This is a genomic window from Mycoplana azooxidifex, assembly GCF_014196765.1.
Lineage (GTDB): Bacteria > Pseudomonadota > Alphaproteobacteria > Rhizobiales > Rhizobiaceae > Mycoplana > Mycoplana azooxidifex.
Genome location: NZ_JACIEE010000010.1, coordinates 165,030 through 190,876, shown reverse-complemented (window position 1 = coordinate 190,876; position 25,847 = coordinate 165,030). Strand labels below are relative to the sequence as shown.

The following is a 25,847-nucleotide window of genomic DNA, read 5'->3' as shown; positions in this document are numbered from 1 at the left end:
TTAGACCTCCACCATGAATTGTGCCATTTGCAAGCCTGCAATTTGACACCGCTAGAACCGTAAAATGCAATTCTATAGTGTAAGGCTGCTTTTGTCTACCGATAGAATCGGTATAGGTATCGACCACCCATTCTAGTGGAGCAGATCAAACGGTACGAAGTATACGCCTAGAACGAAAGCGAACGAGCTGCTCTGACGATGGAGGCGTTCAGTGTTTTCGGGCTGTTGCGATAGACGTCTGCGAGTGCTCTGTGCGACGACCAGGAAATCAGCCGGTCACCGAGACGTCATTTCCGGAGGTCTCAATTTTACGGCTACATGGGAACGAGCTAACCCTGATAAAGAGGTTTCGTGCCTGGGTCGACGACGGCGACAGCGAGGAGAGGATCAAGTTCGAGTACAACCTCAAAGGCGAGTGCCTTGAGATCGTAGCTGCGGAACTATCAACAGTAGATACCTTGTGCCCCGGCGTAGCCGGGGAGAAAAACGACCTATCCTTTGACATGAGGTTCACTTTAGCGGAGGACGGACCGCTCAGTGTTGACGACTATGATCAAACTGCCGATAGGGCAACCAATATTTATGGTGTCCACGTTGGCCCCGTCGCACGACTTTGGTTGCCGGGAAGATGTGACGGCACTGAGAATGTTTCTCAATGGCCAAATCCAGATTTCTTTGGGACTCACCGCATTACGGATTTCAGGGCAAACGCGATATACGGAAGCGATGGGATCGCGAAAGTCAGTTGTGCGCCGAACATTGCGATCAACCTCGAAAGAGGAAATGACCTGTAGTGATGAAAAAGATGCACTTGAACGCTAGTGGCTGCGAGGCTGCGTGGACCGCGACGGCAGGGGGAGTGCCAAACGGAAATGCCATCCCAAGACGGCGGTGAAGCCGGTGCTTAATGGTCTCGATAACATGGTGAAATTCGATGACATGAGTCACTACCCGCAAGCGGCCGAACTTACCGAGGATTATCCCAAAGACTTCATCGAGATGAAGGTAGGCAACTGCCCCGATCGGCGCGCCTACGCTGACGCGGAGACAAAGCTTTACAATTTCCTGTGCTCGTATCCTGAAGACGACATGATCGAGCTTTGTCGACACATGCACTACGAAATACACAAGCGACTGTTCGTTCGAGACTTCGGCGAAATGTGATGCCCTTGATGCTGATTGCGACGGTGTCATCAAGGAAGCGGAGCCGCATCTGGCTTGAAGTCCCGGAAGGGCGGCCATGCCATTCTTGCAGGAGTCCAACGATCCCAGACGGAGGTTAACGCTGGCGACGATGATGGTCAATGACCACCGGCGAGTCCAGGGCAATACGATCAGGAAGAGCAGCCTCGATATACTCAGTGCCGACGCGCTCAAGCCTCGCTTCATCCGTGTCGAGATTCCAGCGGCGGTCGGCGTAAAACTCCATGGCCTTGCGCGTCTCGACAACCAGAACGTCGCCGTCAAACGCGTATTCACGGTGCACGGCGGCAGCCTGCTCTTTTGAGAGATTGCTGCGCGGGCGCAGGGTGATGCGGGCGATTGTGTGCCAGTCACGGTCGAACGACAGTTCCTCCTCCAGCATCTTCGTCTTGAGGCTGCTCCCGGGCGCAATCCGTTCGGGAATATAGTCGCGGTATTCGCCATGTTTGAAACTGTACGCGCGCACATGGATGCGCGAGCCGTCCGAGGCAAACCGCGTCGGCGCGATCCATTGCGGCGTCTGATCGCCGGTTGTCATGGAGATGTACTGCACCTCGACCGCCTGCCGGTTTTCGGCAGCCCGGCTTAGCAGGGCGAGCATGGCGGGGTCGCTCTGCCGGGTCAGCGAGGGAAGTGCATCGAAGCGATCTGTGCCGCTTGCCCTCAGTACCCGCTCCCATTCGCTGAAAGAGGATTCGGGGGTGATGGGGCGATGGTTCGCCTTCGCGATATAGACCTTCCTGACGGCATCGTAACGCGGCGCGTCCTCTCCCGCCTCGGCCAGATAGGCCTTGAAATCCAGCGCCGCCTGCGCCGTCGAAACCCCGAAACGATCCATCAGGTCGCGGCGGTTGGCCGTGCCGCGCCAGGTGAAGCACTGGTCCAGAAAGGCCAGCCGTTCGCGCTGCGGATGTTTGAGGGTTTCCAGGCTCATAACAAAGGGCTTGACTCCAATCGAAAGATGCGCCTAATTTTTATACATATATTTTTTAGATGGATCAAGAGACATGAAAATTTTACACACAGGGGATTGGCATCTGGGCCGTCAGTTTTATGGGCAGTCGCTTGAGGCCGACCAGGACGCCGTCTTGGACCAGGTACTGGGCGCGGTGAGGACGCACTCGCCCGATGTGCTGGTCATTGCAGGAGACATATTCGATCGCGCTTCGCCGCCCGCGACTGCGGTTCGGCAGTTCAATAATTTCATCCGGACGGTTCATGCCGACTGCGACACCTCGATCGTGCTGATCGCAGGCAATCATGATTCCGGGGACAGGATTGCTTCCTATGCCTCGCTTGCCGATCCGAAGCGGCTGCTGATACGCGGGCCGCTTTCGCCCGAGGAGCGCCCCTTGATCCTCGAAGACGAACACGGGCCTGTCGCGTTCTCCGGCCTGCCTTTCGGCAACGAGTTCTCGGCGCGGGAATGCTACGGGGACAGCTCAATATCGTGCCCCGCCGACGTTGTGGCCGCGCAGGTGGCGTGCGCCCGCACTTACGTGCCGGGCAACGCCCGCTGGGTCATCGCGGCCCATGTCTTTGTCGCCAACGCTACCCCGAGCGAGAGCGAGCGTTCGCTGCAAGTGGGCGGCATCGAGACTGTCCCGCCCGGTGTCTTCGACGGCGCGCACTATGTCGCGCTGGGGCATCTGCACCGGCAGCAGAGCGCCGGCGGCGAACATATTCGCTATAGCGGCTCGCCGCTGGCGTTCGGCTTTGACGAAGCCGGCAGCGCCAAATCGCTTACCATGGTTGATCTTGCCCACGACGGATCGGTGACGCTTCAGCAGCTGCCGATCAATCCGCCTCGCGCCGTTCGCGTCCTGAAAGGGGAGTTAGAGGAGCTTCTGGACAAAGGCGGCCGCGAGCCGTCGGAGGATTTCATCAAGCTCGTGCTGACCGACAAGAAGCTCCTGATCGATCCGATGGGCAGGATCAGGGAGCATTATCCCAACGCGCTTGCGCTCACCTACGAGCGTGATGAGAGCGCGGAACCGATTTTGTTGCGCGGCAGCTCCCAGGCCAAGCTCGACGATCCGATCGCCGTTGTTGGGGAATTTTTGAGCCAGGTGCGCGGCGAGGACGGGACGGATGACGAGATGGCACTGGTGGGCTCCGCCCTGAGGCAACTGAATAACGTGGAGGAGCGGGCATGAGACCGTTGCGGCTTACACTTCGGGCCTTCGGCCCTTACGCGGGCGAGCAGGTTGTCGATTTCAGGGAGGCGATCGGTGCGGGGCTGTTCGGTATCTATGGCCCGACTGGATCGGGGAAGTCATCGATATTCAGCGCGATTTCGTTTGCATTGTTCGGCGAGCCCGCCCGGGACGACCAGGATGCATCGAGCTTGAGGTCGGATCACGCGAGCCCGGATTGCCTGACAGAGGTCGAACTCATCTTCGAGCTCGGCGCACAGAGATACCTTGTGCGGCGCAGGCCCGAACAGGTACGGCCGGCCCTGCGTGGGGGCAAGGACACGAAGGAGGCGCATTGCGCGTGGCTTTTCGATGTCACCGGCATTCCCCTCGATGAAATCACCGCCGAGAACCATGGTACGCCGATCGCGGAGAAGAAAGTCTCCGCAGTAGCGGAAGAGCTTGAGCGCAGGCTAGGCTACGGGCCTGAGCAGTTCCGGCAGATCGTGCTCCTGCCCCAGGGGCGCTTCGAGAAGTTTCTGGCGGCGAAAACCAACGACCGCCTCGCGATCCTGCGCGAACTCTTCGATGTGTCGCTCTACAAACGGCTGACCCAGAAGATGAAGGACGAGGCGAAAGCCGCCGAGGAAAAAATCAGGGCCGATCGCCAGCTATGCACTAGCAGGCTGGAGCAGGAAGGCTTCGCGACGCTGGAAGAGCTTTCGGCGGGAGCGCAGCAGGCGCAGGAAGAACACAAAACCGAGGCTGCTGCGGCCGAGGCGGCAAAGGGTCATGCGGCGCTGGCCGGACAGACGCTGGCTGCTGCCCAGGAAGTAGAGAAAGCTTTTGCCGAGAACGACGCGGCGGCGCTGGCACTGGGATCGATGGAGGCCAAGCGCAAGGAAATCGAAGAAGACAGGGCTGTCCTGAGTGGGGCACTCGTGGCCCAGGGCTTGCGCGATGTCGATGTCGTGATGCAGCGCGCGCGCACCGATCTGTCCAACGCAAACGAGACCTGTGTAGAGGCGCAAGCCGCGCGCGCGGCGGCCGAGGACGCGATGGGGAAAGCAGCCGATTTGCTGGCGGCGGAACAGGCAAAACGCGGCGAGACCGAGATCATGCGGGAGCAGGGCGCGGCCCTGAAGCGTCATCGCGATACGCTGGCTCTCGCCGAGAAAAAGAAGGCGGCCACGGAGGAGGCTGCGCGTAACGCGCGCAATGCGGCGACGATCTTCGAGACGGCGCACAACAGCCATAGCGCGCTCGTTCGCGAACAAGCCGCCATAGCTGCGCAGATCAAGGAGGCGGAAACGATGGCCGGGCAGCGGGCGGCACTGTCGGCTGCGGCCCAGGAGCTGAAATCAAAGCTCGAGGCGGCGCTCGGCCATGACCGGGCGGTCAAGGCGGTCAACGATGCGCGGGGTGACGTTGCCGGCGCTCGGGAGGTTCACGAGAGGAATCTCCGGGCGCAGGAAGCAGCGCAGGGCGGCTTTGACGAGGCAGAGGCGGCATTGGCGGGGGCGCAGGCGCAGCATCTTGCCGAAAAGCTGCGGCCGGGAGAGGCTTGCCCTGTTTGCGGTTCGCACGACCATCCGGCGCCTGCCCAGGGGCGGGCGGAAAGCGCGGGGCGCAACGATGCCTTTACCGCTGCCCGCGAGGCGCTTGATAGCGCCCGAAGTGCAAGCACTGGCAGCGGCCAGATCCGTGCCGCGAAAGAGGCGACGCTTTCGGAAAGGGAAGCTCTTCTTGCGGAATTGGCGAAGCCGGAGAACACTGCCGCTGAACTTCAGGCGCATAGCGCCAAGGTTCAGGGCGATATTCAGGCGTTAGGCCCTGCGGTCGATCTTGAAGCGTTGCGTGGCGCATTGGATCGGGTCGAGAGCAGGTTGCCGGAAGCGGGCGCAGCCGTAGAGGCTGCGCGCACAAGCCGCGATCAGGCAGTCACCGGCCATGCCCTTGCAGCGCAGGCGCTGGAGAACGCGCTCGCACCGGTTCCCGAAGGTCTCAGGACGACGGAGGCGCTTGAGGCCGCGATTGCCGCTGCCGACGACGAGCTTAGAAGGCGCGATCTTGCTTTTGAGCAGACGGTCAAGTCCGAGCGTGAGGCCGGGGAGAAGCAGATTGCCGCGCGTAAGGACGAGGAAAGCGCGGCGAATATCCGCGATGCTGCGCGCGCCACGCTGCAAGAGGCGGAAGAAGGGTTCGGCGGCCGGCTTGCCGCGAACGGACTCACCCGGGAGCAATACGAAGCCCACAAGGCGAATATCGGCCGCATCGAGGAGTTGCAGGCTTCTATCGAGCGGTTTGGTCAAGATCTCCATGCAGCCCGCGACAGGGCCGCCCGTGCCGGCGCCAATGTCGAAGGGAAGGATCGTCCTGATCTTGCCGGGCTTGGCGCCGCAAGCGAAGAAGCGACGCGGGTCAGGGACGAGGCCTTTCGGAAGGAAGCCAATGCAGCTTCCCGCGCAGACTCTCTGGCAAAGCTGGCCGAAAGCATTGCAGCTGCATTGAGCGACATCAAGAAGGCAGAGGACGCCTATGCGCCGCTCGCGGCAGTCGCTCACGCATTCAGCGGCAGGAACAATGCGAATATGGAGCTGGAGGCTTTCGCCATCGCCGCCATGTTCGATCTGGTGCTTGCTTCGGCAAACGCAAGATTCAAGCCGATGAGCGGGGGGCGCTACAGCCTGGAGCGCGAACAGGAGGTTGCCAAAGGCGCCGGCAAGAAGGGGCTCGGCATCGTCGTACATGACGTGCATACGGGCCGGACTCGCGCAACGGCGACCCTTTCGGGGGGCGAGACCTTCATGGCGGCGCTGGCGCTGGCCCTCGGGCTTTCCGACGTGGTGGAGAGCGTAAACGGGGGCGTTCATCTCAACACGATCTTTATCGACGAGGGTTTCGGAACGCTCGACACGGAGACGCTGGATCAGGCGCTACAGACCCTTCAGGACATTGTCGGCGAGAGCCGGGCGGTAGGGCTCATCTCGCACGTCGAACTTGTCCAGCAGGCGATTCCGTTCGGGTTCCAGATCAGCAAGACGACGGGCGGCAGCCATATCAGCCAACGCGTTGCGTAGCCAAACAAGGAGTTGCGATAAAATGCACGCGGGCTAACATCGTCGGCCAGGGGGAGCCTTATAAGATGAAGCTGAAATACAAATAAGTAAAAATGTGGAAACTCCCACATGGATATTGTAGTTACTTAAGTTGTTCGTGGAATACTGTGCGAGGGGCACTATGACGGGCGCAATACAGGAAGAAGAGCCGGCCGGCTGGAACCCGGAAGCGAGCGGGACGCGCGTTCGGCTCCGCGATAATCCGGGCAGGCAGGGAACGACGACCGGAAGGGTCAAGAAGGCAGGCACTTTCCTGTTGGTCGAAGTGGATTTCGGCCCCAACGAAAAGCAATACAAGCGCTACGAGCTGCTGGAGCCCATCGCGGACGAGGTGCAGATTTTCGATCTGCTTGAGGGAGGCTCATTCGGCGGCCCGAGCGACCTCAGGCGCGTTTTGACATTTGAGAAGATCAAAGGTGAATTGACCAACGTCTTCTATTCGATGGAAGCCAGCAACACGGACTTCTATCCGCACCAGTTCAAGCCGGTCATGCGGTTTATCGAATCCCCGATCGGCCGGATGCTGATCGCCGACGAAGTCGGCCTCGGGAAAACCATTGAAGCAACTTATATCTGGAAGGAGATACAGGCCCGTCATTCGGCCAGGCGGCTGCTGATCATCTGTCCCGCCATGTTGCGCGAGAAGTGGCGCGAGGATCTGCGCAAGCGTTTCAACATAACCGGCGAAATCGTTTCCGCGAGCACCCTTTATGAGCGCGTCAAGGACATCGCCAGCTACAGGAGCGCGGAGTCGTTCGTCTATATCACCAGCCTGGAGGGACTGCGTCCTCCCGCTAATTACGACGACGAGAATGTCGGCGGCGTCAGGGCGCAATTTGCCCGCATTCTAGACCAGAACACGGCCAGCGAGGAGTTCGCCCTCTTCGATCACGTCGTTATCGACGAGGCCCACTATCTCAGAAACCCATCAACCGCCAACAACCGGCTTGCCCGCCTGCTAAGGGAGGCATCGCATCACTTTGTGCTGCTGACCGCAACGCCGATCCAGATCGGCAGCGACAACCTTTACCAGCTTCTGCGCCTTATCGATCCCGATCAGTTCTACGATTCATTTCTCTTTGGGGAAATGCTCTCGGCGAACTCCTGCATAGTGCGCGCGCAGAGGGCACTATGGCAGCAGCCGGCCGATGTTCCCGAAGCGCTGAAGGCGATTTCCGAGGCGGAGACGTCCGATTATTTCAAGAATGACGCCGTCCTTGCCCGCATCAAGGCGCATCTTCGCGATGACGCCACCGATGCCGAACGTCGCGTGGAGATTCTTCGGCTTCTGGAATCGCGCTCGCTTCTTTCCCAATACATGACCCGAAGCAGGAAGCGCGAAGTTCTGGAGCGCCGCGTCGAGCGGGCGCCCCAGGTTCTCAGCGTCAGGTTCAGTGCGGAGGAAAAGCAGCTCTACGACCATGTTACCAGCCGCCTGCGCGATGAAGCGGCGGGCAAAACCGGCGTGTCGCTATTCTCGCTTATCGCGCGGCAGAGACAAATGGCGAGTTCGATTGTCGGCGCGCTGGAAAGCTGGGGCGACAAGGGCCTCATCGAAGAGCTTCTGTGGGAAGACTTCGGGATTTCGCCGCAGCTCCGTTCAGAGCCGCAGGGCAATAAAGATGGCGACGATGCGGTCGATGACGCCCCGCCCGATATGGGCCTCAAGCACGAGCTGGGCGCGCTGGAAAAGGGCGATGAAAAGTACCGAGCGCTCCAGCACTTTCTTGCGAATGAGCTGAAACGGAATCCGCGCGAGAAGTTCGTCATCTTCGCCTTCTATCGCGGTACCCTCAAATACCTCGCGCGCCGTCTGAAGGCTGACGGGATCAATGCGGCGCTGATCATGGGGGACATGGGCAAAGAAAAGGACGATCTGATCCGCGCCTTCGCCCGACCCGACGGGCCGTCAGTCCTGCTCTCTTCCGAAGTCGGCAGCGAGGGCATCGACCTTCAATTCTGCCGCTTTATCGTGAACTACGATCTTCCATGGAACCCCATGAGGGTGGAGCAACGGATCGGCCGACTCGACCGATTGGGGCAGAAAGCGGAACGCATCTCGATCATCAACATGGTCGTCGAGAACACCATCGAAGACCGCATCCTGATGAGGCTGTATGATCGCATCAACGTGTTCCGCGAGAGCATCGGCGATCTCGAAGACATTCTCGGGGAAGTGACGGAGCAACTGCTCGTCAACCTGCTCGATCCGACCCTGACGGACGAGGAGCGCGAGCGAAAATCAGTCGAGGCGGAACTTGCAATCTGCAATACGCAGCGGGAGCAGCAGCGCCTGGAGGAAGAGGCGGTCAACCTTGTCGGATTTTCCGACTACATCCTCGACCATATCAGCGATAGCCGCGAAAAGGGCAGGTGGCTGAGCGCAAGCGAGCTTCAGTCCCTCGTGGAAGACTTCTTCGCGCGCAATTTCCCCGGCACCAAATTCGACGCTGTCGCGGGCGCGGAATATGCCCTGCGCATTACTCTCTCGGAGGAAGCGCGGCGCTCGCTGGGTTACTTCATATCGGAGGCACGGCCATCGACGAGAACGCAGCTTCATCGAAGCGGCAGGCCAATCCTTTGCATTTTCGACCCGCGCCGCGCCGACGAGGTTTCCGCCGAAGCGGAGTTCATCGAGCCAAGCCATCCCCTCATACAATGGATACGCTTCAGCTACGAGGACGACGAAAGTCAGCTCCATCGCGTCACCGCGATAAAAGTCCCGGCGCAGGATGCCGGTGTCCCTCCTGGCGACTATGTGTTTAGCGCCCACCGCTGGTCATTCAACGGCCTGAAATCCGATCAGTCACTTGCTTTCAGGGTGAAGCCGCTGGGAAGCGGCCGCACGCTTGGGGCCTCGGAGGCCGAAGCGTTGATTACCGTTGCCTCGCGCGCGGGCGAGAAGCTGCCGAACGCGGTCAACGTGCTCCCGGACATTGAGTTCATCTGCGAGGCTGCCGTCGAATGCGAAGAAGCGCTGGGGGACGCATTTTCGGAGCGCCTTTCCGATTTTGAGGCGGAGAACACAGTACGATGCGATCAGCAGCGTACCAGCGCCGAAAAGCTCGCTAGCCGCCGCATCGAAGGCTTGAAGGCCCGCATCGCCCGGTTTCGCGCGGAAGGGAATCTGCGCCCCGTTGCGATGACGGAAGGTCTCATCAGGAAAGAGGAGGAGCAGTTGAAGACTAAGCTTGATCGCGTTTCACGGCGCCAACAGGTCGATCCGACCATGATACCGCTTGCGGCGGGCGTTGTGAGGGTTGTCTGACATGGCAAGCTGGCGTGACAGGCTTAGATCGCTTCACGAGCGCGTGTTTGGCAGGGCGGAAGTTCCGCCAACCTCTTCCGAGCCGGATGTAAGCGCGGCATCAGACGACAAACGGCCCGGCGTGACGGAGCCTCCCGATTTTGCGCAGGGCGCGCCAGTCGTTGCGGAGAATGCGCCCGCAGTTCGAGCAAGAGTCCCTACGCGCAAAGCTCCGGCAACCGTCAAGACACAGGCTAAGCGGGCGGCGGTCGCATCGAATGACACTCCGCCACGGAGCACGCCCAAGGCAAGGCCGCTTGCCATCAATCTCGGCATTGATTTTGGCACTAGCTTCACGAAAGTCTGCTTTCGCGACCTCGGCAGTGAGGTATCGGGAACTGTTGCTGCCGGCAAGGGCGGCAAGGAAGCGCTTGTGCCCTCGATAGTCGCAATCGGTTCCGATGGACGGCTGTTTCTTGGCGACAGCGTTTCTGGCAAGCAATCCGCAGTCATCGTTCCTTACCTGAAGATGCGCCTTGCGGGCGGGCCGATCGGCGAACGACTGCCCGAGTTCGAGGGGATCGACCTGAACAAGGCCGAATCCGTCAGGGCGCTTGCCGCGTGGTTTCTTGCGTCGGTGATCCAGCGCAGCCAGCAATGGCTTGCAGTCCATGAGGCCGACAGGCTGAAGAACCGCGTTGCGGTCTGGTCGGCAAATGTCGGTGTTCCTGTCGAGCACTACGATTCCCAAGCGCTTGCGACATTTGAGGAAGTGCTTGGCATCGCCTGGCTGTGGGTCAAGGACGATCTGGTGCCGAAAACGCTCCAGGAGGCGCTGCCTTCTTACCGGGTCACCCAGCCGCGCCTTGTGGCCGAGGTTACGGACTTTCATGCAGTGCCGGAAATTGCGGCGGCGGTGCAATCGTTCGTCATGTCCCGTGAAGCCGTGGCGGGCATCTATGTTTATTTCGACGTTGGCGGCGGCACGGTTGATGGCGTCGCGTTTAACTATCGGAATATCTTGGGGGAGCGCCGCATCAACTTCTATTCCGGCAAGGTCGAGCCACTTGGCATCTCCGCGATCGGAGCTTCGCTCGCGCAAGGCACTTCAGGTGATATTGATGCTGTGAGACTAGAGAAACTGCTGAAAGCTTGTTCGCAATCGGTTCTCGCGGAGCTCGTTTTGCGAATTCGCAAGGTCGTGGCCTACGTCATTATGACGGCACGTCTAAAAGACGGCCGGAACTGGCAGGAAGACGCCTTTCAGAATGCTGACTATGAGAGAAAGTTCATCGGCAAGCTATCGACTTCCCGCATGCGCCCGCTGATCGTTTTCATCGGCGGAGGCGGCTCGAAGTCCGAGTGGTACAAGAATTCGATCGAGTCCACCTATAGGGCCTTCAAGCACCACAACGCGGGAGTCCCGCCATACAAGCTGGTGGAGGTTCCCCGGCCCAAAGACTTCATCGCGCCGAAAGGCAGCGCCGATGAGTTCATTCGCTTCGCCATCTCTTACGGCCTGTCGTTCCCCTTCGGGGAGGGGCCTGACATAGGCTTGCCAAGCCAGTTCGGCGAAGCCGAAAAGCCCCGCCAGTGGGTCCCCCCCGGTGCGGTCAACTACGCTGACAGCAAGGATTACTGCTAACCGGAAAATAGGCGACTTGCACGTCTGTCGCCCCGCACGGGCTTAGCCCCCGTGCATGTGCTGCGCGCACCTTGCAACTTTCGAAGCTCGCCGACTAGGACTAGTGCTTCTGCCGCGTGCCGACGCCCACGACCGGTCAGGACGAAATACCAACGATTGGTGATCATGTGCGTTCGAATTCCCAGGAAATCAGCGCCGCTTCTTCAGTATCACGTCTACTTGCGAGAGTGTCTTTATCGCTGCCGCGATCGATTGGGCGCCATCCTCACGGAGCGACTCCATAAGGGCTATTTCATCCGCGGAGGGTAAGAATGGCTTCAGGAATTCGACGTCGTCCTGACTGAGAAAGCCTTGCATAGCACTGAGCATGAGTTGATGCTCGTTGATCTGCAATACGCGAGCAAGCCCGGCCACGAACTTCAACTCAAGCCGCGCTCGCCCTTGCATGAGGCTGGTCACGATCGTCCGATTTGGAAGTCCTGCGCCTCTCATGACGTCGTCGCGCGTCAATTCAAGTTCCTGCATCCGCGTTCGGATAGCATGCCCCATGTACTGCCAGTTTTCGCTATTCGGGATCATTGGAGATCCCCGCGCGGCCGTGCGCATCGTCGCCTAGCCGGTCGGTGTGAAGTGTGGGTTCTCTTTTCCAAATGGCAAGCATCGCATGGACGAGGGGTTGAACACGCGCCCGTGCTTCCTTTCGCCCCAAGCCTGATAGCAACAGCCCATCATAGTCGGTCATATAGTGACGAAGATAATTCTGCATGGTGATGCCAACAGCCTTGCCGAGACTGGCGCGCTGCCAACTCCTGGTGGCGATTTCAGTGGCGAAGTAATGGACCACGAAATCCGGGCAGCCTGGATGCTTTCTCCGGATGTGTTCAGCAGCAATATCGTACGTAAATTTTGACATTTACAGCCCCCTCGACTTCAGGTGAGCCAATTAATAATCACGCTTGCCCCCGTGCAAGCAAACGTTTACTTCGAATTTTCTGTGGAAAACTACGATGTTCGGAAATGATATTTCAATATGTATGACTGCTTTTGGTACTTATACTGAAATACTGATTTCAGTATTTGGCTAGTGAGATCGTTTCATTCACGCGCTTTTCCTGCCTACAAAGATGAGACGGAACGTCCGGCGATCAAGAGAACGTGAAGGTCGGTCCCGAAAGGCATTTGGCCGATCACGTACAGAAACATCTGTCACGTCGACGCTAGAGAAATTATGAAGTCCTAGATCGGTTGAATTGCGGTTATGGGGATGCCTTTTGCGTCCACCGATATCCGGGCACGGAACCTCCCATATCACCGCTGTAGCTCGAACGAGGCTCAAGGGTAAAACCAGTAGTTGGTTGCGCAAAGTTTACATGCAACCGAATTGACGGTCAAAAACGTAAACTTTTGACCCTTTCAGGCGTCCAAATGCCAACTTTTCGACCACGTTAACTAGTGTAACCGTCAACATTCCGCGGTAAAAACCGCCGAAATGTAACACTAAGTTTCCATTAAGTTGACAGATTTGACTAGAAATCAGCTTTTTCTCAAAAGCGACAACATAAGCGCCGGATGACATTAAAAAATGGATGAGCAGGTAAACTGTAGATCACGTCTAAAGAGCTACGTTCTTCATTGGCTACAACGAATTCATCCAACAACGAGAACTGAGAGCGCCCAAAGATGCGGCAGGTCAGTGGGGAAAACATATTTCGACGGCACCTGCAGTTAGACATCCTTGGCATCACCACATCGAGTGAAATGCGTCGTTCTGAGATACGTGTAGCTGGTAACGATGAATGCCGGCCCTTGTAGACGGACGATGTCTTCAGATTTCCGATACCAGGTAGGAGGCAAGGGGCAGCGCGAGCGAGATTTGGCGCCACGTCCCCGCTCGGTTTTCCTCCTTTACGCTACTCGGCTCCGGATCGTCCCTAATCAGTCATTACCCATTTCGAGCAAAGCGGATCTTATTCGCGGGCGTAAGCAATTGATGAAGGCGTTTGTCCTGTCCTGAAGCCAATTGATGGCGCGTTGGCGATCCTTAGGGTCATTGAGGTTCTGTACCAAGTAGCGCTGTGAGATGTCCGGACGTGGCTGGGAGAAGTCAACTGTCGCACCTTCTAACTCGGTCGATATCTCGTTGGCTTGATCAACCAGCATCATGGAGGCCTTTTCTCCAGGAGAACCGACATTTGATGACAGCGCTAAGCCGACGGCGTTGTAGCGGACATCACGAAAGACTGTTAGCCAACTAGAGCCTCCCGGCGCTCCGAACTTGAAGACAATATGTCCGCCCAGGGAAGGGGAGGGTAGCATCTGCTCTGGATCGTCGAGGCGCAAGCCGTCGAGAAACTCAGACCAGAACTGATGTCTGATTTCGCGTCGCCGCGCACGATCAGCAATTTTCTCAGGAGTGTCAGGTAGTCCGGTGGCGTCATCACTCTCGTCAAGTTCTTCGAGCATCATGCCCTCGGGCACCGATATGACGTTCCTGGCGATCGTTAGCGTCTTCGCCAGGACTCTAGGCACAACAATCTTGGAGCCATCGGGCGCTGAGTAGATTGGTAATTCGACGAGGCCGAGCGTGAAGTGAAGTCCAGCGTGCGCCTGTAGGTATTCAGTGATGGCCTCGACACCCTCTCGGATGCCATCCCCGACGATGAGTAGCAAAAACCGCCCGCGACGGAGGTTGAATGTAAGGGCATCGTTGAATGCTACCTCATCAACCTCATAGCCTGCCTCTTTAACGAGGACATTCCCCTTTCTGCCTAAGCGGCGGCTTGCTTCTCGCTGCAGATCGGATGCCGACCACTTCGTCAGTTCTTTTGAATAGTCCAGGATTTGGCCGATGACTTCACGACGGCCCTCCGGATTTCGCCATAGCTTGCATTCGACTAGAACCGGCAATCCAGTGGGTGTCACAAGTAGATTGTCGATTGATCCGGCTGGGGTCGTCAATTCCCGGCAAATGGCCACCGGGCCAACAAACATTGGGTCGATCTCTGCGATCGGAAGGCATGACGGGTGGCGTTGAACTAGATCTTGAATAGCCGCCTCATTCAGCCCATGGCCGGTCGACCCAAGTCCCAACGGTGTTGCTGCGTGAATTGTCGTTCCATCAGGCGTGATGATGAGTGGTGTAGCGTGTTGTCTGCTCATTCTATCCTGACGTCCTTATCCTGAGTGCAGAGAACGCAGCCGTCAGGCTGCGTTCTCTGTGCAACTAAAAGCTGTTAATAGCGATTTTCGAGAATGGCTCCAAGTGCCCTGCGAATTTCGTCAATTTCATCATTGTTGCTCGGATCGTCATTCATCAACTCGAGGTCAGCGCGCAAACGATCCAGCGCAGCGATCGTGGCGTTGATATTGCCCCGAGTAAGCTTTTCTTCGACCGTCAGGTCATCCCAGTCATCGAAGTCGACAAGAATGGCACCACGACTGCCACGCTCGATCGCCATTCCAGAGTTATCACACTGCGGGTAGTGCGACGCTACCTCGCGATAGAACGCAGCAGACTTGGGGTCAGACTTCTCCATATCTCTCGCCACCGTTTCCCAAAAATCACGGATCGACATCGTCATGCCATGCAAACCGCTCTTCTTCGTGATTTCTTCCGGGTAAGGAAAAGAGAAGCATGCATCGTTGCCATAATGGGTGAAGGTATTTTCCATTGCAAATCTCCTTGTGAACAAGGTCCGGCGTCCAGCCGGGCCTATTTCATGTGGAGAAGAACTTTGTGAGTAAATATGTTCATTGGTCTACATTTTCCTTACTGCGAACATATACTGAGTAGAGCGGCTAATGAGCTACGATTCTCAAAGTAATAACGAATTTGTGTAATGCTTTGAGAAGATCATTTTCTCCTGCATTTGTCCTACCCTGGTGGCGGGGGCCTTCAGGGTAGAACCTCTTCTGCAGCCCAGAATCTTAATGGCAATAGGGCTCGCTCATTTCCTCAAGCAGGTCGGCCGCGGCTTGATCCTCTTCGGCTACCTGGCCGCTGAGAAGGTATAACAAATAGTCCACGGTCACAGTGTTGCTCTCGAATCCGAGCCTTTCAGCGTCTTGATCCGAAAAGCGAACGTAAAACTCCTTCCGCGGGCCGGCGATGTTGGGGCCATCGTCATGATGCTGTGCGATGGATGCGCCATCCAATGCAACGGTGCCGTCGAAGTCGAAGTTGTCATTGGCGGGCATGGGTGAACTCATCAACATTCTCTTCCTTAAGTCAGGGGCCGCCGGGATGGCGGCTGAGTTGACGGTCGTTCACCAAATCGGTTTCCGGTGCATTGGCGATATCGTTCAAGTCCATTCTCACTAGCCTTTCGCCTCATCACTGTTACCTGCTTTATAGCGCTGGACCGGATGGCAGCGCATCGAAAGTTGTGGCTTTCTTGCAACGAGCAGCTGTTTCGTTATCCCGCGGCCCTTTAGGCCGATCTCTATACCACCGGACGAATCTGTTATCGGGCACTGCGAACGTCCATGTGTCCCAAGACCGGTCAGGCAAGCTCAATGAGTCATCGTAACATTGTGATCATCTATCGTAGCAGTAAGCGTGACGGCGCAGTCGAACTGCACTACGTCGAGGAGACTCTCAGAAAGGCGCAGGCTCGCTTTGATGACCGGAGAGTCCTTACCCCTCAGATTGATCTGGAAGCCTTTCAGTGTCGCGCTGTGGTCGATTGGATCGATATCCATATTAGGCTCGATCGTCCCAGTCAGCATTGGTGGATAAACGAGCGAATAGAAGGGGCGCACGGTCGCAAAGCATTTGTTGAACCCGCCGGTGCAGGTTCGGGTGGGGCGACAGCCGAGTTCCGGATACGTTTACAAGAACCGAAGTTCCAAGCCGTCCGGACGCTGTTAAGCAACTTAGAAGACGCCTACGGATTTGCAGCAGCACCTAGCATTGTCGGTATCGAGGTAAGCATTGACTTCTACCCACGAGTGCCAGGAGAGGACGACCGGGCAAGAATGCACGGCGTGCTGGTGCGCCATTTCTTTCCCACGACGCGCGTGCTCCGGACGAACCGCACATGGCCGAGGTTCATGCCAGGATTGACCAAGGACACAGACTATACGGTCAGTCGAAACGAAAAGGACGAGAGCCTTGACCTTGGGGCACGCATGTCCCCCGGGATGGACCAGGCGCCGTGCTACGGCTCAACCTACTATGTGGGCGAACGGAACGATCCAAGAGCTTTTTGGAGAATTCAGAACAAGGTGATTGATCGGCAGAACATTGCAGCTGGCACGTTTGAGGAACTGTCAGACGCGGAGAAGAGGATCCGTATTGAGGTCACACTCGGAGACCATGACTGCCGGGAGATCGGGCTTTGTACATTCGAAGACCTTCGAACTTTGAAGTTCACGAATCTACAGAAGCGCTTCTTTCAGTTCATGAAGCCTACGTTCGCGATCATTCGACCGGGAAGCGCAGGAGTGGCGTCCATGGCCGTGAGACAGAAGGTTGAGGATTTCAGAAGGCAAAGGTTCCTGAACGCCGGAGTGCTCGGCTTGCAGATTCGAGAAGATGCGCGGCGCGAACTCAGGCACGCTAATCTGCCAACCATTAAGCGCAGACACAGGTTGTTGGGAAGCAAGATGCCTCCGACAAATCGGACCGGCGCCGGCGACTACGGGACGATGGTTGCGTATGAGGAGCTTTCGCGGATGGTCGAGCGGGCGCTGGCTGAATTGCAGAGGCGTGTAAGGGGAGAGATGGGTGTGTAGGGAAGAGAAAGGAGTAGCTTGTGAAGGGTGAGAGGGTCATAGACAAGTTATTAGGTCATGACTTCAACGATAAGCCAGCTCTTCTCGAGCTGAGTATCTGGTTCATCGCAGACTTTGACTTTTCTGCGGGAAAAACTTGCAAGTCGAGCTCCAGTGCCACACTTTGCAGGAAGCGCGCCATAAAGCCAATCAGCCGGTTGGTCGCGGTGGCGGCACCAAGGATGCATTCCGGAAACAACTGCACTTATCCGGTGGGGTTCCGTCAATTGCCCTCAGGGAACTGGCCGGCATAGAGCCGGCCAGCTAAATGCGATCAGATGGCGATTGCCGAGAGCTCACGCCGAACGCGAGTTACGTCTTCAACGGTGCTATAATCGTACGCTGCGCCTTCCAGCTGATGGCGAAGCCAGTCGAGTGCGGCAATTGCAGCGTTGGCATTGCCGCGGTGGATCTTCTCCTCGTCAGTCAGTTCGTCCCAATCATTCGCGTCACCGACCCAGTTGCCGCGGCTATCGCGCTCCATGAGCTCTCCACGGTAAATGTCAGGGTAGTAGTCGGCGATTTCACGGAGCGCTGCAGCTTCCTGAGGGTCACTATCATCGACCTGACGAGCGAGGAGCAGATAAATCTCGCGGATCGAGACAATCATTCCTGAAGAGCCCGTCTTCTTTGCGATTTCTTCCGGGTAGGGAAGGATGAGGTTGGCGCAGTTCATATTGGGAACGAAAAGTTCAGACATGTTGTTATCCTGTCGAATGCTAAGGTCTGGCACGATGCCAGAAGCCTGGCGTATTCGACCGGGTCTGGCCCTCCATGGCTGATGCCGACTCGTTCTTCTGCTCCACCATCGCTCAGTTCTCCATCAAAGTGATACTTGCAGTATAGCGCTCAGCCTTGAGCGAATGCATTGAAATATGTGTCTTTTCAGCCACAATGGACGGCTTCCGCAACGGGGGACGGCGACTAGCCGCAGAGTTCGCGGGCCCGAATTTGAAGGAACTGGCTATTCGTCGAAGTCACGGCCTGATCTTAGATGGATGAGAACGCTGCGGGGGGAAAGGCGATGATAGATCTAGACGGTGTGCCGCTGCTCGGTGTTGACGTGGGCTTCTCGAGTTCCAAACCGACAACTGGCATCGCCTGGAGCAAAGGTGGAATGTTCGAGGTCGCCAAAACCCATACGGACTGGCAGCGCCGCAGTCAGCACATCCCCGCTGCGACAACATTCTCTGTGATCGCGATCGATGGCCCGCTCGTACCTCCCGGTTCCGATGACAGTCTCCATCGGCTATGCGAGCGGATCTTCATCCGGGGCTTGTTTCAGGCTCGTTGCAAGCCTGGCTTGAGCCATATCGGATATGGCCGCGATTTGAGACGTGCCGCTGCAGAGACGGCGGCGCAGGTCGTTCATCTAGCCGACCGGAATGTTTTGGTAGAAAAGACCATTCGAAATGGCGCCTCGATCGTCGAGGCATTCCCCAACGCATTCTTGGGTGTTCTCTTGCCCGAGGCGCGCTTCGCCATGCCGGCAGCGAGTAAGCGCAAGAAATTCGACTGGCTCTATGATCACGCTGTCGATAGCGGCGTTCTCGAGAACCTGTTTCACACGATCGGGTGGCTGAATCTCGAGCTGATAGATGCCGTGTTGGCCGAGACGGATCACGAGAAGCGAGCCGCCTGGATTTGTCTACTTACGGCAGCTTGCGCTGCGACTGGAAAATCAGAGGTCGTCGGCGACGACATCGGCGGGTGGTTTTGGCTGCCGCCCACAAGTCTCTGGACTCAATGGGCTCGCGATGCATTCGCCCACAACATGACCGAATTGCGGAGACAGAGATATGCCAGCTGAACCTCGATCGCCGCGTCTTGCCGTCCTCATCGACGCCGACAACGCCTCGGCAAAGATCGTCGACGGTCTGTTCGAGGAGATCGCGAAGATCGGAGAGGCGAGCGTCCGGCGGATCTATGGCGATTTCGCGAGCGCACGCTCGAAGGCCTGGATTGAGGTGCTCGCCAAGCATGCGATCATTCCACAGCAGCAGTTCGTCTACACGACTGGCAAGAACGCCTCCGACATAACGCTCGTCATCGACGCGATGGATCTGCTGCACAGCGGACGCTTCGACGGCTTCTGCCTGGTGTCTTCTGACAGTGATTTTACTCGCCTCGCTTCGCGGATCCGTGAGCAGGGTGTGGACGTCTTCGGCTTTGGCGAGCAGAAGACCCCGGAGAGCTTTCGGCAGGCATGCCGCAGGTTCGTCTACACCGAGAACCTACTCCCAGCCGCGACCTCCAACGAGAGCGATGCGACCACCACGCAGAAATCGCTTCAGCCGCCGAGCGCCGCGACGCCGATCATCAAGAAGGTCATCGGCCAGATGGAATCCGAGGACGGCTGGGTGCCGCTCGGGGCCGTCGGAAACCAGCTTGCCAACTTGGCGTCGGACTTCGACCCGCGCACCTATGGATTCCGCAAACTTAGTGACCTTGTCCGAAAGACCGGCGCCTTCGACGTCGACCAGCTCGAGGGTAAGCCACTCCGGATCCGGGTCAAACAGCCAGGGCCAAAGAAGAAGTCTTGATTGCTGGCCGGAATGCTCGTGGTTGACTCACGGTCGCTCACTGGCTGGCACCGAGCGTTCTGGCGTTGCATCACAGCGGTCGACGTGCCAAACGCGCCAAAGAGTCGCCCTGGTGGGAATGGGCGACGGTACAAGCAACGAGCATTGTCGATCCCTTGCGGAAGTGAGGACGGCTCGGGAGACCACCCCCAAAGCAGGCGCCTTGCTCCGCAGGCTCCGCCGTTGCCCCTCAGCTTTGTGAGTGCGACGGACGGCTCCAGACGAAGCAGGCGAAATAATTCGTGGACGGTTGATATCTTACGGAAAACCTCACCGCTTTGCGGTTGCGGGCCTTGGCTGAAATAGCCATTATGGACCGATTCCACGCTGGGCCAGCATTATGAAATCTATGTCGGCGAAGGACGCAAAGAACGCGTTTGGGCTGTTACTTGACACGGCGCGAGCTGAGCCTGTCACGGTCGAAAAGCACGGGCGGCCTGTCGTGGTGGTTTTGAGTGTCGAGGAATTCGAGCGATTGAATCGGCGGCAGGATACGGAGAGGTCTACGCGCAAGAGCTCGGTCGAAAGCTGAGGGCGATTTGTTAAGGGGGGCAAGGCGATGAAAGCGACTAAAATCGATGGTAGATTGAGGCGCACGCGCTTGTCTCGCGACGCTCGCCATCTGTGCCTTTAGGGAGATGGCAGTGCAGAATGACCCGTTGCGTGATCTGCTGAAAGTCCGGCTGCTTGTCGGCTATCTCGGTGAGATAGATCAATTTGGTTGGTGGAAAACCGCGTTCTACCAGCCCGCAAGCCAGGCGTTTCTCGAACCTGTTTTCCCGCGAACCAGCCATGTAGCGAAATACCACGGCGTGGCTGAGGCAGCGCGGCTCGTTCATGACGAGAGCTTAAGTGTCGGTTCGTATCATCTGTTTCGACTGCCAGAAGAGCTGGAGCATGATCTGCACACGGCTCTGGCTGGGGATGAAGGCAGAGCAACCCAAGATGAATTCATACAAAGCAAAGATGCTGCTTTAAATGTGCTCCGCGCGATAGGTGCGGCATCCAAATCCTCTGCAGATGGCCCCGTTTCGTTGGGAGAGATTGACGGTGTGCGCACGTCAAATGCCATTGCGCAGATGGCAGGCATTTATGCGTCCGCATTTGAGCGGGGAGGCAAGGCCTTCCCCTATTTGACGCGAGCCTGATGTGACCAGCGCAAATTACACAACGCAGCTTCAGGCAGGGTTGGGCTTGGTGACAGAGACCAAGGCCCTGCTGGACTTATGGGCTCCAGGGATGAGCACGGGACAATTGCAGGACATTGCACGAGAGTCCGGAAGCTTCCCGATGATCACTGCCCGTAGGCTGCGCAATATCGTCACCGAGTGTTTTGCGCCGCGCTACCTCGTATCAGATGCATCCCCGGCCACCCACCTTAAAATGCTGGCAGCATCCGTGCCGGTAGCTGATCTCATGCAGTTAATGTTGCTGTTCACAAGCAGAGCAAACCCTATCCTGGGAGACTTCATAAGAGAGATCTATTGGGCACGATATGCGGGCGGCTATCAGCAGATTAGCAACGACGATGCACGCGCGTTTGTTGAGCGCGCGATCGATGATGGTCGCACGTCGAAACGCTGGTCAGAGACGACCGTCCGGAGAGTTGCAGCCTATCTCACAGGTTGCTGCGCCGACTACGGCCTCCTGGAAAAGGGGCTCAAGTCAAATAGACGCATCCTTCCGTACCGCGTTACGCCGACGGCTTCAGCCTACCTTGCCTATGACCTGCACCTGAAGGGTCTGGGAGACAATGCCATTCTGACGCACCAGGATTGGCAGCTCTTTGGAATGAGCAGGGACGATGTGATCGATGAACTGAAGCGCCTGTCCCTGAAAGGCCATCTCATCGTTCAAGCAGCTGGCGACGTCGTGCGTATTGGCTGGAAACACCAAAGCATGGAGGCGCTCTGCGATGTCTTCTCTAAGAGCTGATTTTGACGAGCTGCGTGAGCGCATAAAGCAAGGTCGAGAACTCGGCCACGCCAGCTTCGAGCCTATTTTTTACCTCGTTTTCCCGCCGGAACAAATTCTGGACGTCAAACGGCAGACCCCTGCTTGGCTTTCCAAGCTTCGTCAGGATCAATGGGAAGTCGAAGTCTTCTCCATTGCTGAGCACTTGTGGGCGCTTTTGAAAGACGATCCGTTCTGGGATCTTTGCGTGGCCGAAGACAAGTCGGCTCCCCTTGAATGGGAGCGCTCAAACAAAGCCCTTGCCGATATCATTGCTACAGGCAACGGGCTGCTATCCCGACTTGAGGCCGTTCTGGCCGAACATGAGGGCAAAGCTAGTACGCTTGTCCTGGTCACGGACCTGGAAGCGCTGCATCCATTCATGCGCATTGGCGCGATTGAGAGCCAGCTTCAGGGGAGATTTCATGTGCCTACCGTCTTCCTCTATCCCGGAGTGAGGACCGGCAAGACGCGACTGAAGTTTCTGGGCTTCTACCCTGAAGATGGCAATTACCGCTCCGTCCATGTGGGCGGGTGAAAAAACTAATGTAGTGAGATGAACATGGCGATCCGTGCGCTTTTTGACCCAAGCAAAGACATTCAAAGAAACATTGAGAAGGTCATTAGCTATGGCGCTTCTCAGGAAAACCGCCTCAAAGCGGAAATTTCTGAATATGTAGTTACGGATAGCATCGAAGAGCAGTTCCGTAAGCTGCTGGACCGTATGCAACTGGCCATGGAAGCCGGGGGCGAGAACGAGATCGGCGTCTGGGTTTCCGGCTTCTACGGGTCTGGTAAGAGCTCTTTCACCAAGTATCTTGGCATGGCGTTTGATGACAAGCGCACTGTCGATGGAACGCCCTTCATCAATCATTTGCAGGACCGTCTCAACAAGGCGCAGACGAAAGCGCTGCTTGCGACGCTCGCAAAGCGGTTTCCGGCTGCCGTCGTGATGCTCGACCTCGCGAGCGAGATGCTCGCTGGGGCCACAATGGAGGACGTCTCAACAGTTCTCTATTTCAAAGTCCTTCAATGGGCCGGCTACTCTCGCAACCTAAAGGTCGCCGCATTCGAGCGCATGGTCGAAAAAGATGGCCGAATGCATGAATTGGAAGATCACGTAGCTCGTGCGTTCAAGGGAGCAAATTGGGCTCGGGTCCAGAACAACCCTCTCGCCATCGACGGGCTAATTCCCAAGATAGCCCACGAAATGTATCCGGCGTTGTTTCCGGAAGCCAAATCCTTCTCGTCAAGCACCAATGACTTCATTGTATTTGAAGATCAGCGCGTTCAAGAGATGATCGATATCGTCCGCGAGAAGAGCGGCAAAGAGAACATTATCTTTATTGTCGACGAGGTAGGTCAGTATGTTGCGTCGCGCGACAATCTGATTCTCAACCTTGACGGCCTCGCAAAGAATCTGAAGCGCCTGGGTGATGGCAAGGTCTGGATCATATCAACTGCCCAGCAAACCCTGACGGAAGATGATCCCCGAGCTGCGCTAAACTCGGAGAAGCTCTTTAAACTGAAGGACCGTTTCCCGATCCAAATCGATCTTGAGTCAAACGATATCAAGGAAATCTGCTATCGGCGTCTCCTGGGAAAATCCGCTTCCGGTTCAGCCGAGCTAGGCAAAATGTTTGACGCGCACGGCCAGGCATTGCGCCACAACACAAAGCTGCAGGACGCCAAGTACTACGATGCCGATTTCAGCCGTGAGAGCTTCATAAACCTCTACCCGTTCTTGCCGGCTCACTTCGATATCCTGCTCCATCTGTTGGGAGCGTTGGCCAAGTCGACAGGCGGCATCGGTCTGCGCTCAGCCATCAAAGTTATTCAAGACGTCCTTAAGGGTGAAGGCGGCTCGAAGCCGATGGCCGACCAGCCGGTCGGCTGGCTTGCCACAACCGTTACGCTCTTTGACGATCTGGAAAAAGACATCCGCCGCGCGTTCCCGTCCATCTATCAATCAGTCGATAAAGTAAAAATCGAGTACTTCGGCAGCGATCTCCACTTGGAGGTGGCTAAGACCATAGCCATTCTCCAGATCCTGGGGAACCTGCCGGTGGCAGTCCAAAACGTTGCTGCCTTGATGCAGCCGAGTATAACGGCGCCTTCGCGGCTTGAAGAGGTAAGAAAAGCCGTCGATGAGATGCTTGCCAACGTGCGCGTGCCCCTTGGCGAAAAAGACGGCAATCTCGTCTTTTTGAGCGAACGCCTGCGCGATATCGAGGAAGAGCGGGGCGGCATCGCCCTCAGAACCGTCGATCTGAAGAGCATCTTTGCTGCAAACTTGCGCGAGGTATTCGACCCGCTGCCGCGCAACACCCTCCACGGAACGATGGCCGTCGCTACAGGACTGAAGCTTCAGTCCGGCAGCGCTGTGACAAGCGTAGCTGGCGACCAGAACGCCATCCAGACGGTTGTCGAGTTCGTTAAGCCCGATGATGCGGAGACGGCCCGTACACGTATGCTCGATGACTCTCGCGGACGTCAGAACCGCAATGTGATCGGCTTAGTCGCGCGGACCAATCCAGAGCTCGATGAGCTAAACGGAGAAATTTACCGTTGTCAGCGCATAGCGGAACTTCATCGCAACGATCCCGAGCAAGAAATTAGGGACTACTGCGCCGGGCAAATGGAGCGCGCAGCCAAGTTGGGGCTCCAGCTTCAGAGCAAAATAAAGCAGGCGCTACAGGCTGGGTCTTTCGTATTCCGCGGGGAAGCAACTGCTGTCGCAGCGCTTGAGCCGGACCTCTTAGAGGCCGCAAAGAAGCTGCTCGGCAAAGTGGCGGCGGAGGTTTTCGATCGGTACGTAGAAGCCCCTGTTCGCGTCCCGATGGAAAACGCAGAAAAATTCCTCAAGGTGGCGAATCCCGCCGCCCTTGCGAGCAGTCTTGATCCCTTGGGGCTGGTTCAGACAGTTGCTGGAAAAGCCAGCTTCCGCACAGACCACCGCGCGATGACCAGCATCCGCGACTACATAGATCGCCATGGCATCGCGAATGGGAAGCGCTTGCTGGATGATTTCTCAAGCGACCCGTTCGGTTGGTCGCCTGACACGACCCGTTACATCCTTGCAGCCATGCTTATGGCCGGTGAAATCAAACTCACCGTGTCGGGACGCGAAGTTACAGCGGCTGGCCCCCAGGCGATCGAAGCGCTTAAGACTAACAACTCATTCCGCCAAGTCGGTGTTTCCCTCCGTCATGAGCGGCCTTCTAATGAAACCCTGGGCAGAGCCGCACAGCGGTTGACCGACCTCGTTGGCGATGTTGTCATCCCGCTAGAGCAGGAGATCAGCAAGGCGACAGCCAAGCACTTTACGCAATTCCAGCTGGAATATGGGACGCTTTCTGAACGGCTGAGCCGCCTCGGGCTCGGCGGTAGCGACCGTGTGAAGGGGATGAATCAGGAGATCGCTGATATCCTGTTCACCGATGCATCTGATGCTCCGCAGCGGTTAGGGGCTGAAGACTCGTCGATCTACAACAATTTGAAGTGGGCCCAGGAGGTCAAGCGTGCGCTCGACAATGGTCTCGAAACTACCCTGCGCGAGCTTCAAGATCACTGCCTAGAGATCGCTCAGCTGCCTGACACCGGGATACCGGGCGACCTTCGGCGCGATTCTGACGATGCCCTGAAATCTGTCGCGGAGCGGCTCGCGACCGATGAGTTCTATCGTCATGCGGCGGATTTCAGCACCCAGCTTACAGAGACAAAGGGGCGCGTCAGGGACGCTGTTGCCACTCTGGCGGAGCAGCAAAAGCAGCGCCTCAAGGACGGCCTCGATGACCTGCACCGTGTTCCTGAATGGAGCGAGCTGACGCAAGAGGAGAAGAGCAATGTTGCCGCAAGGCTGGATGGCCTGGAGATCAGCGTGGGGCACGACCTGGCGGGTCTGAAGCGGCTCTTAACCCGCGACTATGATATCAACAGCACCATCGATGAGCTGCGCCGCTCGATCCAGCGGCAGGGGCACGAGCGTGTTCTACAGCGCATCGAGCAGCAGCAGAAGGGGATGGCTGAGGATGGTCCCAAGAAGCTGACCGAAGCGGTGCCGCTGCCTGCAAAGCTAACGACACTCGCCGACCTGGAGTCGTTGATTCAACGCCTGAACCAACTTCGCGGTCAGTTCTCGGCTTATCAGGATGTCGAGCTCTCGCTCATCATTGAGGGATAGAAGTA

Annotated in this window: 21 protein-coding genes; 14 read left to right on the top strand and 7 right to left on the bottom strand. The window is 57.3% G+C overall.

The window, feature by feature from the left end; translation table 11 throughout:
* Window positions 1-251 precede the first annotated feature (251 nt).
* Both GGQ64_RS22560 and GGQ64_RS22555 read left to right on the top strand, forming a co-directional pair.
* Window positions 252-794 carry a hypothetical protein gene (locus GGQ64_RS22560; protein ID WP_183807591.1) on the top strand — a complete coding sequence of 181 codons (543 nt, stop codon included), beginning with the start codon at window positions 252-254 and terminating at the stop codon, window positions 792-794.
* Between the two features lie 43 nt (window positions 795-837).
* Window positions 838-1,164 carry a hypothetical protein gene (locus GGQ64_RS22555; RefSeq protein ID WP_183807590.1) on the top strand — a complete coding sequence of 109 codons (327 nt, stop codon included), beginning with the start codon at window positions 838-840 and terminating at the stop codon, window positions 1,162-1,164.
* Between the two features lie 115 nt (window positions 1,165-1,279).
* Here the strand turns inward: GGQ64_RS22555 and GGQ64_RS22550 are convergent, their stop codons facing one another.
* Window positions 1,280-2,137, bottom strand: a complete 858-nt coding sequence (locus GGQ64_RS22550; RefSeq protein ID WP_183807589.1) for a BrxR family transcriptional regulator — start codon at window positions 2,135-2,137, stop codon at window positions 1,280-1,282.
* A 73-nt stretch (window positions 2,138-2,210) separates the two neighbouring features.
* Here GGQ64_RS22550 and GGQ64_RS22545 point away from each other — a divergent pair, with 73 nt between their 5' ends.
* The 4 genes from GGQ64_RS22545 to GGQ64_RS27645 all read left to right on the top strand — a co-directional run bounded on the left by GGQ64_RS22545 (window position 2,211) and on the right by GGQ64_RS27645 (window position 11,349).
* Window positions 2,211-3,359, top strand: a complete 1,149-nt coding sequence (locus tag GGQ64_RS22545; protein WP_183807588.1) for an exonuclease SbcCD subunit D — start codon at window positions 2,211-2,213, stop codon at window positions 3,357-3,359.
* Window positions 3,356-6,418, top strand: a complete 3,063-nt coding sequence (locus tag GGQ64_RS22540) for an AAA family ATPase (protein ID WP_183807587.1) — start codon at window positions 3,356-3,358, stop codon at window positions 6,416-6,418. The genes GGQ64_RS22545 and GGQ64_RS22540 overlap by 4 nt, the downstream gene beginning before the upstream one ends.
* Before the next feature lie 160 nt (window positions 6,419-6,578).
* Window positions 6,579-9,725, top strand: coding sequence for an SNF2-related protein (locus GGQ64_RS22535; protein ID WP_183807586.1), 3,147 nt, complete (start codon window positions 6,579-6,581; stop codon window positions 9,723-9,725).
* Between the two features lies 1 nt (window position 9,726).
* Window positions 9,727-11,349 (top strand): Hsp70 family protein, encoded by a 1,623-nt coding sequence (locus GGQ64_RS27645; RefSeq protein ID WP_210300369.1) that lies wholly within the window; start codon window positions 9,727-9,729, stop codon window positions 11,347-11,349.
* 189 nt (window positions 11,350-11,538) lie between these two features.
* Here GGQ64_RS27645 and GGQ64_RS22525 read toward each other — a convergent pair whose 3' ends face one another.
* The 5 genes from GGQ64_RS22525 to GGQ64_RS22505 all read right to left on the bottom strand — a co-directional run bounded on the left by GGQ64_RS22525 (window position 11,539) and on the right by GGQ64_RS22505 (window position 15,546).
* The gene (locus tag GGQ64_RS22525) at window positions 11,539-11,928 is read right to left on the bottom strand and encodes a hypothetical protein (protein ID WP_183807585.1); all 390 of its coding nucleotides are present in this window, start codon (window positions 11,926-11,928) and stop codon (window positions 11,539-11,541) included.
* Window positions 11,915-12,262 (bottom strand): DUF2293 domain-containing protein, encoded by a 348-nt coding sequence (locus GGQ64_RS22520; RefSeq protein ID WP_183807584.1) that lies wholly within the window; start codon window positions 12,260-12,262, stop codon window positions 11,915-11,917. Before GGQ64_RS22520 ends, GGQ64_RS22525 begins: the two co-directional genes overlap by 14 nt.
* A 1,022-nt stretch (window positions 12,263-13,284) precedes the next feature.
* On the bottom strand, window positions 13,285-14,508 hold the full coding sequence (locus GGQ64_RS22515; protein ID WP_183807583.1) for a hypothetical protein: 1,224 nt from the start codon (window positions 14,506-14,508) through the stop codon (window positions 13,285-13,287).
* Window positions 14,509-14,582: 74 nt separating this feature from the next.
* Complete coding sequence (locus GGQ64_RS22510; protein ID WP_183807582.1) at window positions 14,583-15,020, bottom strand: hypothetical protein; 438 nt, start codon at window positions 15,018-15,020, stop codon at window positions 14,583-14,585.
* Between the two features lie 256 nt (window positions 15,021-15,276).
* The gene (locus GGQ64_RS22505; protein WP_183807581.1) at window positions 15,277-15,546 is read right to left on the bottom strand and encodes a hypothetical protein; all 270 of its coding nucleotides are present in this window, start codon (window positions 15,544-15,546) and stop codon (window positions 15,277-15,279) included.
* Between the two features lie 318 nt (window positions 15,547-15,864).
* Between GGQ64_RS22505 and GGQ64_RS22500 the strand changes: the two genes are divergently transcribed.
* A complete protein-coding gene (locus tag GGQ64_RS22500; protein ID WP_183807580.1) occupies window positions 15,865-17,085 on the top strand; it encodes a hypothetical protein in 1,221 nt (406 codons plus the stop codon).
* Window positions 17,086-17,398: 313 nt separating this feature from the next.
* Here GGQ64_RS22500 and GGQ64_RS22495 read toward each other — a convergent pair whose 3' ends face one another.
* Window positions 17,399-17,824, bottom strand: coding sequence for a hypothetical protein (locus tag GGQ64_RS22495; protein ID WP_183807579.1), 426 nt, complete (start codon window positions 17,822-17,824; stop codon window positions 17,399-17,401).
* A gap of 294 nt (window positions 17,825-18,118) precedes the next feature.
* Between GGQ64_RS22495 and GGQ64_RS22490 the strand changes: the two genes are divergently transcribed.
* The 7 genes from GGQ64_RS22490 to brxC all read left to right on the top strand — a co-directional run bounded on the left by GGQ64_RS22490 (window position 18,119) and on the right by brxC (window position 25,842).
* Window positions 18,119-18,934, top strand: a complete 816-nt coding sequence (locus tag GGQ64_RS22490; protein WP_246422852.1) for a DUF429 domain-containing protein — start codon at window positions 18,119-18,121, stop codon at window positions 18,932-18,934.
* The gene (locus GGQ64_RS22485) at window positions 18,924-19,667 is read left to right on the top strand and encodes an NYN domain-containing protein (RefSeq protein WP_183807577.1); all 744 of its coding nucleotides are present in this window, start codon (window positions 18,924-18,926) and stop codon (window positions 19,665-19,667) included. Before GGQ64_RS22490 ends, GGQ64_RS22485 begins: the two co-directional genes overlap by 11 nt.
* A 379-nt stretch (window positions 19,668-20,046) precedes the next feature.
* Window positions 20,047-20,238 carry a type II toxin-antitoxin system prevent-host-death family antitoxin gene (locus GGQ64_RS22480; protein WP_183807576.1) on the top strand — a complete coding sequence of 64 codons (192 nt, stop codon included), beginning with the start codon at window positions 20,047-20,049 and terminating at the stop codon, window positions 20,236-20,238.
* Between the two features lie 112 nt (window positions 20,239-20,350).
* A complete protein-coding gene (locus GGQ64_RS22475) occupies window positions 20,351-20,854 on the top strand; it encodes a BrxE family protein (RefSeq protein WP_343059541.1) in 504 nt (167 codons plus the stop codon).
* Between the two features lies 1 nt (window position 20,855).
* The gene (locus tag GGQ64_RS22470) at window positions 20,856-21,641 is read left to right on the top strand and encodes a BrxA family protein (RefSeq protein WP_183807575.1); all 786 of its coding nucleotides are present in this window, start codon (window positions 20,856-20,858) and stop codon (window positions 21,639-21,641) included.
* On the top strand, window positions 21,622-22,197 hold the full coding sequence (locus GGQ64_RS22465) for a BREX protein BrxB domain-containing protein (protein ID WP_183807574.1): 576 nt from the start codon (window positions 21,622-21,624) through the stop codon (window positions 22,195-22,197). The genes GGQ64_RS22470 and GGQ64_RS22465 overlap by 20 nt, the downstream gene beginning before the upstream one ends.
* Window positions 22,198-22,221: 24 nt before the next feature.
* The gene (gene brxC, locus GGQ64_RS22460; protein ID WP_183807573.1) at window positions 22,222-25,842 is read left to right on the top strand and encodes a BREX system P-loop protein BrxC; all 3,621 of its coding nucleotides are present in this window, start codon (window positions 22,222-22,224) and stop codon (window positions 25,840-25,842) included.
* Window positions 25,843-25,847: the final 5 nt, after the last annotated feature.